Origin of the sequence: Novosphingobium sp. KN65.2, from assembly GCF_001368935.1 — a bacterium.
GTDB lineage: Bacteria > Pseudomonadota > Alphaproteobacteria > Sphingomonadales > Sphingomonadaceae > Novosphingobium > Novosphingobium mathurense.
This window is the reverse complement of record NZ_CCBH010000179.1, coordinates 1-12,698: the sequence shown is the minus strand read 5'-3', so window position 1 is coordinate 12,698 and position 12,698 is coordinate 1. Positions and strand designations below refer to the sequence as shown.

At 62.3% G+C, this 12,698-nt stretch carries 12 protein-coding genes; 5 read left to right on the top strand and 7 right to left on the bottom strand.

Going from position 1 to position 12,698, the window contains the following annotated elements; all coding sequences use genetic code 11:
* Positions 1-217: 217 nt before the first annotated feature.
* Together SPHV1_RS18370 and SPHV1_RS18365 are read left to right on the top strand one after the other, a co-directional pair.
* Positions 218-2,284 carry a bifunctional diguanylate cyclase/phosphodiesterase gene (locus SPHV1_RS18370; RefSeq protein ID WP_054947483.1) on the top strand — a complete coding sequence of 689 codons (2,067 nt, stop codon included), beginning with the start codon at positions 218-220 and terminating at the stop codon, positions 2,282-2,284.
* A 97-nt stretch (positions 2,285-2,381) separates the two neighbouring features.
* Positions 2,382-2,591, top strand: a complete 210-nt coding sequence (locus tag SPHV1_RS18365; protein WP_054947485.1) for a hypothetical protein — start codon at positions 2,382-2,384, stop codon at positions 2,589-2,591.
* A gap of 76 nt (positions 2,592-2,667) precedes the next feature.
* Here the strand turns inward: SPHV1_RS18365 and SPHV1_RS18360 are convergent, their stop codons facing one another.
* Complete coding sequence (locus SPHV1_RS18360) at positions 2,668-3,990, bottom strand: FAD-binding oxidoreductase (protein WP_054947482.1); 1,323 nt, start codon at positions 3,988-3,990, stop codon at positions 2,668-2,670.
* Between the two features lie 671 nt (positions 3,991-4,661).
* Between SPHV1_RS18360 and SPHV1_RS18350 the strand changes: the two genes are divergently transcribed.
* Positions 4,662-5,384 carry a cupin domain-containing protein gene (locus tag SPHV1_RS18350; protein WP_231634735.1) on the top strand — a complete coding sequence of 241 codons (723 nt, stop codon included), beginning with the start codon at positions 4,662-4,664 and terminating at the stop codon, positions 5,382-5,384.
* A gap of 70 nt (positions 5,385-5,454) precedes the next feature.
* Here the strand turns inward: SPHV1_RS18350 and SPHV1_RS18345 are convergent, their stop codons facing one another.
* The 6 genes from SPHV1_RS18345 to SPHV1_RS25085 all read right to left on the bottom strand — a co-directional run bounded on the left by SPHV1_RS18345 (position 5,455) and on the right by SPHV1_RS25085 (position 11,109).
* A complete protein-coding gene (locus tag SPHV1_RS18345; RefSeq protein WP_054947480.1) occupies positions 5,455-6,429 on the bottom strand; it encodes a fumarylacetoacetate hydrolase family protein in 975 nt (324 codons plus the stop codon).
* Positions 6,430-6,435: 6 nt separating this feature from the next.
* Positions 6,436-7,215, bottom strand: a complete 780-nt coding sequence (locus SPHV1_RS18340; RefSeq protein ID WP_054947479.1) for a cyclase family protein — start codon at positions 7,213-7,215, stop codon at positions 6,436-6,438.
* A gap of 138 nt (positions 7,216-7,353) precedes the next feature.
* Positions 7,354-8,511 carry a S9 family peptidase gene (locus SPHV1_RS18335; RefSeq protein ID WP_054947478.1) on the bottom strand — a complete coding sequence of 386 codons (1,158 nt, stop codon included), beginning with the start codon at positions 8,509-8,511 and terminating at the stop codon, positions 7,354-7,356.
* Between the two features lie 3 nt (positions 8,512-8,514).
* Positions 8,515-9,426: a VOC family protein gene (locus tag SPHV1_RS18330; RefSeq protein ID WP_054947477.1), complete on the bottom strand. Its 912-nt coding sequence runs from the start codon at positions 9,424-9,426 to the stop codon at positions 8,515-8,517.
* A gap of 26 nt (positions 9,427-9,452) precedes the next feature.
* The gene (locus tag SPHV1_RS18325; protein ID WP_054947476.1) at positions 9,453-10,568 is read right to left on the bottom strand and encodes an FAD-dependent oxidoreductase; all 1,116 of its coding nucleotides are present in this window, start codon (positions 10,566-10,568) and stop codon (positions 9,453-9,455) included.
* A gap of 328 nt (positions 10,569-10,896) precedes the next feature.
* The gene (locus tag SPHV1_RS25085) at positions 10,897-11,109 is read right to left on the bottom strand and encodes a hypothetical protein (protein WP_139383982.1); all 213 of its coding nucleotides are present in this window, start codon (positions 11,107-11,109) and stop codon (positions 10,897-10,899) included.
* A 124-nt stretch (positions 11,110-11,233) separates the two neighbouring features.
* Here SPHV1_RS25085 and SPHV1_RS18320 point away from each other — a divergent pair, with 124 nt between their 5' ends.
* Together SPHV1_RS18320 and SPHV1_RS18315 are read left to right on the top strand one after the other, a co-directional pair.
* Entirely contained in the window at positions 11,234-12,238 is a 1,005-nt protein-coding gene (locus SPHV1_RS18320; protein ID WP_054947475.1) for a sugar phosphate isomerase/epimerase, read from the top strand.
* Complete coding sequence (locus SPHV1_RS18315; RefSeq protein WP_054947474.1) at positions 12,238-12,624, top strand: DUF6379 domain-containing protein; 387 nt, start codon at positions 12,238-12,240, stop codon at positions 12,622-12,624. The genes SPHV1_RS18320 and SPHV1_RS18315 overlap by 1 nt, the downstream gene beginning before the upstream one ends.
* Positions 12,625-12,698 lie beyond the last annotated feature (74 nt).

Here is a 12,698-nt window from a genome sequence, read left to right as displayed (position 1 = left end):
GGCCTGACTTGTATAGGAGAGGTCGACAGGATGCTGCCAATCCCCAAGAGCACCTTTCGGCAATCTCCGCACGGCGATCCTCGATTGTGACAGTTTAATGACGAATTTAGGACATAAAGCTCTGTTATAATTAGACTTTTTTAGGGAATCGCTCCTATCAGCCCCGCAGATATCAGGCGCGGAGGCATGTCGTCGCTCGCGCAGTTTCGGGTGCAAGATGACAAACTGTATTGCGATTGCTGGCAGGTTCTTCGGTTCGCTGGAAAAGCGCCTGATCGGCGCCATGGCCTTGATTGTCGCATTGACGCTGCTGCTGCAGTTCGTCTCGCAAAGGGAAGCTTTCGGGCTGCAGCGGGAAAGCGACGCCCTCGTGCGCGCCTCTGCGCTTGCCGAAAACGCCGATCAGTTCGCGGAAGCAGTCGGCAAACTGCGCACGGCCACCAATCGCGGGCTCGTTGCCAGTAACATTTCGACGACCAGCGATGCCTTGACCGATGCCGCCATCGCTATCGGAGACCGGCTCGCCAAACTTCGCGACAGCGGTACGGTGCTCTCCGACTTGCAGACAGCTTCCCAACTCTTCGCCGATCTCGACCAGCATGTCAGCGCTATCCTCAAGGTCCAGACCGCCAACGGCGGCAAGGCGGCGCTGATCGCGAAAGTCGAGGCGAAGAACGCGGCCATGGAAACCCTTGCGACCCAGGTGGTCGAAAAGGCCCATGCCCATCGTCAGGCAGCACAAGCCCGACTGGTCACCTCGATCGAACGCTGGCAATTCCTCGTGCTGGGCACCGGCGGCGTCACGATACTGGTCGTCCTCATCGTCCTGTTCGACCTGATGAGGAACATCCTGCCCGCGGTTCGCCGCATGCACCGCGCGCTGCAGCGACTGGCCGACGGCGACCTCGATATAGAGATCGGCGAATTCCGGCTGAAGGAATTGCAGGCCCTTTCCGGACCGCTCGAAACCTTTCGGCGGAACGCCAAGGCGGTCAAGAACCTTGCCTTTACCGATGCGGCTACGGGAATGCCGAACCGCCGCGCGTTCCAGGAAGCGACCGAGAAGCTGCTGAATGGCAGCAAGGAAGGACGCTTCGCCTTCATGCTGATCGACATCGACCGCTTCAAGCACATCAATGACGATTACGGCCATGCCACTGGGGACGAACTGGTCCGCATCATCGGCGCGCGAATGAAAGATTTCCTCGGCGAGCGCAGCGTGGTGGCGCGCGTCGGCGGCGACGAATTCGCCGTTTCCTTGCCGCTGACAAGACAGGCGTCCGCCATCGCGATGGGCTCGGCGCTTGTCGAGGCAATGCGCGAACCTTTCAGCCTGGGCGAATTTTCCGTCGCCTCCACTGTCTCTCTGGGCGTGGTCGAGGTCCAACTGCCTACCGGATCGGATGTCGATGCCATCCTCAGGAACGCCGACCTTGCGCTCTATGCCTCGAAGAAGAACGGTCGCAATTGCGCCACGGCCTTCGCCGCGCACATGGCTGAGGAACGCTCGATCGACCGTGCCCTCGAAAAGGACCTGGAAGCTGCGTTCGATGCCGGACAGTTGCGCATGGTCTATCAGCCGATCCACTCGATCGACGAGGATTGTCGCGAGGTCGAGGCTCTGGTGCGCTGGAAGCACCCCGAACTGGGCGAAGTCCCGCCCTCCACCTTCATCCCTGCCGCCGAGCGGAGCGGGCTGATGGTTCGCCTGGGCGAATGGATCATCCGCAGGGCGCTGCAAGACTTCGCCCAGTGGCCAGACATCCAGATGAGCCTCAACCTATCGCCGTTGCAGTTGCAGCATGACGGGTTCAGCACTTTCCTGCTCGATTGTTGCCGCCAGAACGGGATCGCACCGCAAAGGCTCTTCCTGGAAGTGACCGAGTCGCTTTCCATCGAACGCAACACCCGCGCGCTGTTGACCTTGAACCTGCTGCGCAACCTGGGTTTTCGCATCGCCCTCGACGATTTCGGCACGGGCTATTCCTCGCTCTCGATGGTAAAGAGCTTCAAGTTCGACCGAATGAAGCTGGACCGCAGCCTCGTCATGGACCTCGGGCAGGATCCCGCGTCGCTAGCCGTCCTCGAAGCGGCGGTAACTATGGCGCGTCATGTCGGCGCTGAAGTAGTTGCCGAAGGCATCAGCGAGGATCATCTGGTCGGCCCTACCCGAAGCGCCGGATGCACCCACCTTCAGGGATACTTCTACAGCCGGCCGATCGAGGCCGGGCATGTGAGCAGCTATATCGCGAAGGTTCAGGGAAAAAGCGCCAAGGCCGCATGACCTCCCCGGCCCCCTACCCCCATTTTGGATTCGCTCGGATGGATGCGATCGGGTATTTGCCCGTACCCGGACACGGAAACGAGCCTGGGAGTCAGTGATGCACTCGCGCAAGCGACACGGACTTTATCGCATAAGCCTTCCCGAACTGGGCGAATGCGCCCGCGTGGATAGCGCCGCCGGCGACGCCTATCCTTATCTGGAACGCTCCATGTACGAAACGCTGGGCTTCTGGCCTGCCTTCGACAAGCTGCCCGAGCAAACCGCCGCCGACAGACGGCGGCACAAGCCACTGTGGGAAGCGTGGTAGGACCGCCCAAGCGCGAGCGGTCCTGAAAGCGGCCTTGTTGACCGGTGCCTTCTAAGGCACCCCAGCATGCCCGTTATCAGAGCGCGCCGACTTCCACCTTCGATCCATCGACAAGCCGCGAGAGACGGAAAGGCGTGGGATCGACGCTGGGCGTGTCGTTGACGATGAGCTGGGCGGCAAGGTAGCCGATGCCCGGCCCGACACCGAAACCGTGGCCCGAACAGCCAGCGGCAAGAAACAGGCCGTCAATCTTTTCTACCGGCGAGATCACCGGGACGGCATCGGGCGTGCAGTCGACGAAGGCCCCCCAGGCACTGTCGATCTCGACGTTCGCCAGTTCCGGGAAAGTCGTACGGACGTTGTGCATGATCTGCCGCACCTGACCGCTCAGAGGCTCGGGATCGAGGACCCGTGTCTTCTCAAAGATCTTCTGATCGTTCAGCAGCATGGCCGATGCAGAATCCGGACCTGTCAGGAAAGACTTGCCGATACCGACGTGGACGGCTTTCAGCCGCTGGATGAATTGCGGCATGAACTCGCGCGCATAGCGAATGCCCTTCGGCGTCAGTTCAAGCACTGCACGGCCGCTGATCGCCAAAGTGTAACTGCCGTCGAGCCTGCGGGTCATGGCAAAGTCCGGTGAATAGAGAACTTCACCGACATTCGCCGTAGGCTTGGTCCGCAGTGCAGTCTGGCGAACGCTGGCTTGCGGAAAGCTCACCCCATGAGGGCGCAGGAAGCGTGAGGCCCACGCACCGGCAGAACAGAGCACGGCGCTGGTTCGGATCGTGCCCCTTTCGGTGTGTACGCCCACGACCTGGCCGTTCGCGATATCCAGACCACGCGCGGCGCATTGCTGGTGAATCGTCGCACCCAATGCGCGCGCACCTTCGGCAAGAACCGGTGCGGCGAGGGCCGGTTCGGCCTTGCCATCGTCCGCCGAGTGCAATCCGCCGACCCACTTGCGCCGCGTCGTCGGAATGCGGTCAGCCGCCTCGGTCGCGCTCAACATGCGGGTGTTGACGCCGAACTCCTTGGCCACCGGGCGCCAGCTGTCCCACCCGGCCAGCATCTTTTCGTCGTCGGTCGCGTAAACGAGGCCGCAGCGCCGGAAGCCGAGATCCTTGCCGATCTCGCCCGCCAGTTCGTCCCAGAGGCGCATCGAAAGCAGCGAGAGCGGCATTTCCCGGGCGTCGCGGTTCTGTTGGCGACACCAGCCCCAGTTACGGCTCGACTGCTCGCAACCGACATTGCCCTTTTCGATCAACGCCACCGAAAGTCCGCGCTTGGCGAGATAATAGGCAGTCGCCGAGCCGACTATGCCGGCACCGACGATCACGACATCGGCGGCGGCAGGCAGTTTCTCGTCACTGTGAATTCGCTCGACGACTGGAGACATGGATGCGAGACCTCGGTTCTACGTGGCAATGCCCGGACAGGTGAGAAGCATATGCTCCCGTTCCCAGACACATGGCATCCCGGGCTCGGAAGATTGCACTGAAAAGATGCGCACTTTCAGCAGATGCGCAGCCAGTGTGCCTTGGGGCCAGACGATTCCCTCCGCCTTTGCCGCACCCTGATCGGTGCGTGACCACGGCCAAGGATCCCCAATCTCGCCAAGCTGCGGCAGCATCTACTGCCACCATGGCCGATGCCCGCGCGCATCTCCCTGTGCCAAATGCAACTTCCACAGGAAATGCCGCAAGGAATTGGTCACGATGGAGGCATCGAAGAATGCAATCGATCGGGGCAGGCAAAACGGCTGGCTCGGCGGAAAGGACAGAACCGGACATGGCAAACGTCGCTGTCATCGGGCAGCCCCTGTTCGACGCAAAGCCTCGGCACGGCCACTTGCCGATATTGCCCCCAGTCACGCCGATTGACGCGGCCTGGCGATCTGAGCGGCCGCCGACGTTCTGGCCCAAATACCGTTGAGCCGATGCCTCCAATCCCGGTCCGTGTCCTGCGACACGCGAACACAATGATTGATACCTGCCATTTTCCCAAAAGGTCGACGGACCAACGACCTCTCGGGCTATCGAGTCCACTCTCATATTTCCGGAGACTAATGTGAACACCCTGACTGGCTGTCCCACTTTCATCGATTTGCGCGCCATGGCCGCTAACATTGCCGCAGCAGGCAACGACGACGCCGACCCCTTCACCAGCGGTGCGCACCTCGTGGATATACGCAGCGGCCCATGTGAAGTCGGCCTGTTCGCCCTTGCCGCTGGCAAGGGCGAGACACGCGAAGATCGGGGAGATACCTGGGTCTTCGTACTCGAAGGCGCCGTAACCCTGGCAGATGCAACCGGTTCACTCGATCTCGCAGCCGGCGAGAGCTGTGGCGTGGCGCGCGGCACCGCCTTTACATGGTCCTGCTCGGCTCCTGCCAAGCTGCTGTTCATGCGCTACCTGGAGGGGAATCCCGGCACTCCCGGCATCTCGCCCATCGCCAATGATGCCGCGTTGTCTCCGTCCAATCCGCCCGCGGCCGAGCTCCTGTTGGGCGAAACACCGTCCTGCCGGTCAAACACGATGTTTGCCTCGGCGGATGAGGCGTTCAAATGCGGAGTGTGGGATTCCACGCCCTATCAGCGCAAGCCGATCTTCTTCCACCATTGCGAACTGATGCACCTGCTTGCAGGCAGCGTGACGTTCGTCGATGCCGATGGCCGCGAGTCGACCTTTTCCAAGGGCGACACCTTCATCATCGAACAGGGTGCGGAATGCAGCTGGGACAGCCAGGTGGACGTGGCGAAGATCTTCGCACTCTGGCGCAAGCCGGCCTGATAGCGCCGCTAAGGACCAGACAGTAACCGGGAATGCCTAAACACAGGCATTCCCGGATAATCCCAATCGATCAGCGTGCGGCAGGTTCGGCCACGCGCTGGTCGATCGCCCCGAAGGGGGCAAAGCCATCACTGTCCTGTGCTTCCATGCGGATCGTATCGCCATAGCCCATGAACGCGGTCGATGGCTTGCCCTCGGCAATCATCTCGATCGCGCGCACTTCGCTGATGCAGCTCGATCCCACCTCGGCATAATTGGGATTGGAGACGGTTCCCGATCCGATCACGGTTCCCGCAACAAGATCGCGCGTCCGGGCGGCATGCGCGACCAGCTCATGGAAGCCGAAGTCCATCGCTGCGCCATTGGCGTGGCCGAAAGCCTTGCCGTTCCATTCGATCGCGAGGTCCAGGCATACGCGGCCATTCTGCCAGCCGTCACCGAGCGCCTCTGGCGTCACGGCGAAAGGCGCCATGGAACAGGCGGGCTTGGCCTGCACCCAGCCGAAGCCGGTCTTCATCTCGACAGGAGCGATCGTGCGCAGCGACCAGTCGTTGATCTGCACGACAAGCCGGATGTGCTTCATCGCCTCTTCGGGCGTGGTCCCCATCGGCACGGCATCGACGATCACGCCGAACTCGCCTTCGAAGTCGATGCCATCCGCCGGATCGGGGAACGGCACCGGATCGGTCGGACCGTAGAAACGGTCGGACAGTCCCTGGTACATGAGTGGCCTGTCGGTCTCGATCGGCGGGAGCTTGAAGGCGATCTGCATGAGATCGCCGTGGGTGCCGAACGCAGAACCGTCGAGCCACTGCCACGATCGCGGCAGAGGCGCGCGCAGGGCCGCGGAATCGAGCGGCTCGCCCTCACCGGCCTCAAGGCGCCGGGCCAGGTCCGCAAGCTTCGGCTGCGCCGCATCCCAGCGTTCCATGACGCCCAGCAGGTTCGGCATGTCCGGACCGGCCGCGAGCATGCGGCTCCCGTCCTGGGAGACGACGACAAGGGTTCCGTCGGGCGTGGCACCCGCAATCGTGGCTAGACGCATGGGGTTTTAGTCCTCGAAGATGGCGACAGCGCGGATCCAACCTGCCGAGGCGCCCTTGATCTTGTGCGGGAAGCACGAGATCGTGAAGCCGTCAGCGGGCAGCACTTCCAGGTTGTGCAGCTTTTCGATGTGGCAGTAGCCGATGTCACGACCCGCCTTGTGTCCTTCCCAGATCAGCGAGGTATCGCCGGTCTCTTCCACCTTCCTGGCAGTGTGCACGAAGGGAGCATCCCACGACCAGGCATCGGTGCCGGTCACGCGCACGCCGCGTTCGGTCAGGTACATGGTCGCTTCGTAGCCCATGCCGCAACCGCGGCTGACGTAGTCGGGATCGCCCAGCGCCTTGCCCGCCGTGGTGTTGATGACGACGATCTCCAGCGGCTTGAGCTCATGGCCGATGCGCGCGAGTTCTTCCTCGACATCCTTGGCGGTGACGACATAGCCATCCTCGAAGTGCCGGAAGTCGAGCTTCACGCCGGGCTGAAAGCACCATTCGAGCGGGATCTCGTCGATCGTCAGCGAGGGCTTGCCGCCGTCCTGAGTCGGGTGGAAGTGCCAGGGGGCATCGAGGTGCGTGCCGCTGTGGGTGGTCAGCTTGACCCATTCGGCCGCGGCGAAGCCGGCGCCGTCAGGGGTCTGCTCGGCCGTGATGCCCGGGAAGAAGTGCCCCAGCTCGCCCAGCGTCTCGCCATGGGTCTGGTAGGTGATTTCCGGCTTCAGAAAAGGCGGATCGCTGACGACATCGTTGCACAGCGTGATCGACAGGTCGACGAAGCGGCGGGCCATAGGCGGTTTTCCCATTCGTTCGCGCGCATGTCATGGAATACGCGCTGTTTTCAATATTGATACCGGCGCATCGCCCGACCGGAGGAGAGGTGGATCGGGCGATGCGCCGGCCTTGTGCAGCCCATTACGGGCTGGAGTTCAGGCGGTCTTGCCTCCGAGGGTTTCGGCAAACCAGTCGGAGATGAGATCGCGGCCGTAGCTCATGTTGTCGGCGCCCACGTGCTCGACACCGCCTTCGCGGGCGGTGAAGATCACCTTCTCGCGGCGCGGCGAATTGACCAGCTGGTCATAGAGATCGTCGGCGTACTGCGGGCTGATCTGGCGGTCATTGGCACCATGCGTCACGAGGAAGGGCACCTTGATGCTGTCCATGTGACCATTGAGGTTCATCGCGGACGACTTCTCGAGGAAATCGTCCTGGTCCTTGGCCCCGAAAGCCCAGTGGACGTGCGCCCAGTAGTGCGGGACCGGGTTCTCGCCCTCGCGCGCCATGCGCTTGTCCTGCACTTCGCGCCAGTTGTGGTTGGCGCCCCAGACCGCGCCCGAGGCGAAACGCGGCTCGTAGGCAACCGCGCGCGGCGCGAAGTGGCCACCCAGCGAGATGCCGGTCATGCCGATCGCCTTGGGGTCGACGTTGTCCTGCTGCTCGAGCCAGTCGACGGCCTTGCTGGCCCAGCTTTCCGAATGCGGATCGACCGGCAGGTCCTGCAGGCGAAGCGCCTCGCCCGAGCCCGGCTGGTCGACACACAGGGTCGAGATGCCGCGGCGGGCGAGCTGCTCGGGCAGCTGCGTCCAGTAGAGCAGTTCCTTGCAGCTATCGAGGCCATTGCAGAAGACCACCACCGGCTTGCGGCCCTCGCCCGGCGCGCGGGTGAACAGCGCGGGCATCGTGCCCTTCTCCAGCGGAATCTCCACGCGTTCGCGGTTGATCTTGCCGAACTGCGTCGACTTGTCGAAGGCCGCGCGGGCCTTGGCGTAAGTCTCCTTGCGGCCAGGATGGCCGTGGCCCTGCATGCGCTCGCCGGTGAACATGTAGAGCGCGGCGCGCTCCAGCTTGTTCGAGGCGGAGAACAGACGGCCCTTGGCCTCGTCCTCGGCAGCAAGTTCGATAAGCTTGTCGCCCATCGCCACCCACTGCTTCATGAACGCGGGCGTGCCCGCATCGGCCCCGGCATCGGCCGCATCCTTGATCGGCTTGCACATGTCGATGACTTCGCCGATCCGACCGCCGCTCTCCATCGCGATCGCGACCGAGAGGTTCCAGATGTAGTTCGGAAAATATTCGAAAAGAGCCATCGATCAGACCTCCGATGCCTGGAACAGCCGAGCGTCGGGTGCCGGATGCGGCATCGTCTGCGGGCCGCCGGTACCGATGCCCCACTGGTCCATGACCATCGGCGCGGGCTTATGCACCTTGTACTCGTGCGTCTCGAAGTCGACCACTTCCAGCTCGGAAGTGTACTCGACGGCAAAGCCACCCGGAGTGACGAAGTAGCTGAACGTGTTGTTGCCCGCGGTATGACGGCCCGGACCCCAGCGGATGTCGGTGCCGTGCTGCTTGAGGCGATGCGCGCCACGGAACATGTCGTCGATGCTCAGCATGTCGTAAGCGACGTGGTTGAGGCACGGCGGTCCGGGCAGGATGGCGACGCGGTGGTGCGCCTCATTGCAGCGCAGGAAGCACATGAAGTCGCCGAGCCAGTCGGAGATCTTGAAACCCAGCACGTCGGTGAAGAACTTCACCATCGCCTGGTGGTCGGGCGAGTGCAGGACGATGTGGCTGATCTTGAGCGGCACGCCTTCCCAGCGCTCGAGTTCGCGGGCGTCGAGCGTCTCGACGCCGGACGAGATCTCGAAAGGCAGGCCATCGGGGCTGAAGAAGCGGAAGCCATAGCCGCCGCCAGGAGCATCCAATTCCCTGGGTGCGAAGATGACCTTGCAACCCGCCGCCTCGATCTTGCCGAACAGCGCATCGACATCGGCGCGGCTGTCGGCGGCAAGCGCGATCACTTCGACGTGGTTGGCATCCGACTTGTGCAGGCGCACGACGTGGTGTTCACCATGACCCTGGGTCTTGAACCAGGCCATGTCGCCCTTGTCGGCAGAGCCGGGGACTTCGACGAGCCCCCAGTCATCGGTGTAGAATTTGCGTTCGGCATCGAAGTCCTCGACGCCATATCCGACATAGCGGATCTCGGTTACTCGGCTCATGGCATTGGTCCTTGAAGATTGACTGATCAAATGGGCTGCGAAACCACCGCGAACATCTCCGCGGTAGCCTTGTGATTGTCGACCGGCGGGCCCTTGCCGATCTGGCCGTGGCAGATCTCGAGCGACTTCTCGACGATGTAGCGGCAACGCTCGAAACGTCTGCTGCGGTAGGCCTCGAAGGCGGCTTCGGGCGTGTCGGCCTTGGTCAGCTCATCGGCAAGAACGAGAGCATCCTCGATCGCCATGCCGGCGCCCTGGCCCAGATGGGGCGTGGTCGCATGGACGGCATCGCCCATCAGCGCGATGCGGCCCTTGCTCCAGGGGCCGTAAAGCATCATGCCCTCAAGCGGACGATAGACGACGCCTTCGTCCTCGGTGATCTGTTCGGCCAGCGCACGAATCTGCGGGGCTGCCTTGGCAAGCTTGGAACGCATGGCCGCAGCGATGCCCTCGGTGGGATACCAGGGATTATCCGGCTCGGGCGTCGTCACGTACATATACATCAGGTCTTCGGACATCGGCACAAGGCCGGATCCGATCGGACCGTTGTATACGTGCAGCGCATCGAGATCTGCCGGGCGCGGGAAGTTGTAGCGCCACACCGCTTGACCCGTGAACTGCGGCGTCTCTGCGTCGGGCAGAATCGCCTCGCGGGTCTGCGAATAGACACCGTCAGCGCCCACGACGACGTCGAAGCGCTCTTCCCGCCCGTCGGAGAAAGTCACGTTCACGCCTGCACCGTCATCGTCAAGGCGTTCAGCCGTCACGCCCAGCCGGATCTCGGCACCCAGTTCTTTGGCACTGTCGCCCAGAACCTTCTGCAGCGCGCGCCGGCCGATGCCGACATTGGCGGGCTTGCCTTCGACCAACGCCGGCGACGGCACCCGCGCCACGCGGGTGCCGTCAGGCAGGTAGACCTCTACCGCATCGAACCCGCAGGCAGCATCGAGAAAGGTATCGAGCACACCCAACTGGTCCATCGCGCGCACCACGTTCGCCTGTTGGATGATGCCCACGCCATAAACCGACCACGCCGGGTCCTTCTCGATCACCGTCACCCGGTGACCGGCACGGCGCAGCGCGATCGCAGCCGAAAGGCCGCCGATGCCGCCGCCGATGATAAGCGCGCTCAGATCTTTCATTGCGGAAACCTCAGATAGTCGAAAATTGAGATAGGAACGGACGAGACACTGCCGGACAGGGACCGAGGCGCGCGCCTGCTTGAATATTGGGGCGGATGCATCGGCAGCACAGCAAGGGAATCGCCATCAGCAACCTGCATCGAGCGCCGCCGCCGCAAGGCGCCGTCTGTCTCCATTGATTCCAAAGAACTCTCCCAAGCCTGTACGCCGAATTTCGCACGCCACGATTGCCCTGAAGCTCCGCGGCGACCGAAACTAGAATTTGGTTCTAGTCCGAGCCGCAGGCGTCGTCAAGCGCAACCAGCATCCAGGAATACGAATGACGGTTTTAGTTTTTAATTGCAAGCAGGCGCGATTGATAATAGTGCCAAGTCTTGACGTTGAGGCGGCTCAGCCCGCCCCACGCATCATCCATGATTGGGGTTTTGGCGAAGTAAGCGGCGCAATGCTCACGGGCCGAACGAGCTGTAAACCGCGAAGAGGAGCGCGCGAACAAGGGAGCGTCGAGCCGAGAAACTGCCAGCCGATGCGACTGGATCATCGACGCGAATCACTGTCTGAATTTCATAGCCGGTGCCCTGCGATCGGACCGGGGCGTGCCCCTCACTGTAACACGAAAACATCCCCTACCCGACCGGGTCCCGGACAAACACACGGAGCGACGAATGTCCAAGATACAACGAGGCGTCAGCCTCTACAGCTTCCAGGAGGAGATGTTCCTCGGCCAGATGAGCGTGGAGGACTGCGTAGCCTACGCCGCATCGATCGGCGCCAAGGGCATCGAGATCTTGCCTGAACAGAACATGCCTACGTTCCCCGACATCAGCGACGCCGAAGTCGAGCACTGGAAGGAAATGATGGAGCGTCACGGCACGCACTTCACCTGCTACGACATGTTCCTCGACACCAAGCTGCGCAAGGGCGAGCTCCTGTCCGACGAGGAACAGGTCGCCAGCATCGAGCGCGACCTGCGCCTTTGCCATCGCTTCGGCATCAAGAACATGCGCATCCTCATCTTCGTGCGCCCCGACATCCTCGAAAAGTGCGTACCGCTCGCCGAGGAACTGGACATCCACATGGGCGTCGAAGTGCACGCTCCCTGGCACCTTGAACATGCCTGGATCCTGCGCACGATCGACGTTGCCGATCGTCTGAAGACCAAGCACCTGGGCATCCTGCCCGACATGGGCATCTTCATGAAGCACTATCCGCCGGCCTTCCGCGCGCGCTTCGAACGCCAGGGCGCCCGTCCGGAGATTACCCAGTTCATCGTCGATCAGCATGAACAGAAGATCATGTGCGAGTACACGATCTACGAAGTCGCGGTGAAGATGGGCGGCAACAAGGCCGAGATCGCCATGGCCGAGACGCTGCGCCACGCGCCATACGCCAACCCGAAGCGCCTCAAGGACTACGCGCCCTACTTCCGCCACATCCAGGCCAAGTTCTACGAAATGAACGAGGACTGCACCGATCCATCGCTGGCCTACGAGGACGTCATTCCCGAGCTGGTGAAGTGCGGTTGGGAAGGCACGCTTTCGAGCGAGTACGAAGGCAATCGCTGGATCCAGGACGTGATGGAAGTCGACAGCCGCGAGCAGGTTCGCCGCCAGCACGTCATGTTCGACCGCCTCATCGCAAAGGCAGAAGCCGAGCTGGAGAACGCCTGATGTTTGACAAATACCTGATCGACGAAACTACCCTGCGCAACACCGGTCCGGCCGACGCGCCCACCGGGTTCGCTTTCGAAGCCAAGCTTGGCTACTACCGTGGCATCGGTCTCTCGATGATCGAGAAGCTCGATGTCTCCATCGATGGCGAGACCGTTGCCCGCGATTCGGTGCGCTTCGACGAAGGCAAAGGCCCGATCTCGCTCGACGAGATGGAAACCGCTTACGACCGCCGCTGGCCATTCGGAACCCCGGCAACGATCTCGGTCCAATATCCGGGCGGCTTCCCGAAGGGTGAACACGAACTCTCGCTGGTTGAACAGCTTCGCGTGTCGTACCTGCCGTTCCCTTCGGTCAATACCGACGTCAAGCGCGTCACCTTCTGACGACCATCCACCCTTTCAGCTCACACCAGACATCAACGAAGCGGCCCTAGGGCGCCTCTTTCATAGGGAACGAA

Excerpts from the sequence above, each read along its gene's own strand:
- SPHV1_RS18370 (WP_054947483.1), top strand. The coding sequence starts at position 218 with ATGACAAACTGTATTGCGATTGCTGGCAGGTTCTTCGGTTCGCTGGAA.
- SPHV1_RS18365 (WP_054947485.1), top strand. The coding sequence starts at position 2,382 with ATGCACTCGCGCAAGCGACACGGACTTTATCGCATAAGCCTTCCCGAA.
- SPHV1_RS18360 (WP_054947482.1), bottom strand. The coding sequence starts at position 3,990 with ATGTCTCCAGTCGTCGAGCGAATTCACAGTGACGAGAAACTGCCTGCC.
- SPHV1_RS18345 (WP_054947480.1), bottom strand. The coding sequence starts at position 6,429 with ATGCGTCTAGCCACGATTGCGGGTGCCACGCCCGACGGAACCCTTGTC.
- SPHV1_RS18340 (WP_054947479.1), bottom strand. The coding sequence starts at position 7,215 with ATGGCCCGCCGCTTCGTCGACCTGTCGATCACGCTGTGCAACGATGTC.
- SPHV1_RS18335 (WP_054947478.1), bottom strand. The coding sequence starts at position 8,511 with ATGGCTCTTTTCGAATATTTTCCGAACTACATCTGGAACCTCTCGGTC.
- SPHV1_RS18330 (WP_054947477.1), bottom strand. The coding sequence starts at position 9,426 with ATGAGCCGAGTAACCGAGATCCGCTATGTCGGATATGGCGTCGAGGAC.
- SPHV1_RS18325 (WP_054947476.1), bottom strand. The coding sequence starts at position 10,568 with ATGAAAGATCTGAGCGCGCTTATCATCGGCGGCGGCATCGGCGGCCTT.
- SPHV1_RS25085 (WP_139383982.1), bottom strand. The coding sequence starts at position 11,109 with ATGATCCAGTCGCATCGGCTGGCAGTTTCTCGGCTCGACGCTCCCTTG.
- SPHV1_RS18320 (WP_054947475.1), top strand. The coding sequence starts at position 11,234 with ATGTCCAAGATACAACGAGGCGTCAGCCTCTACAGCTTCCAGGAGGAG.
- SPHV1_RS18315 (WP_054947474.1), top strand. The coding sequence starts at position 12,238 with ATGTTTGACAAATACCTGATCGACGAAACTACCCTGCGCAACACCGGT.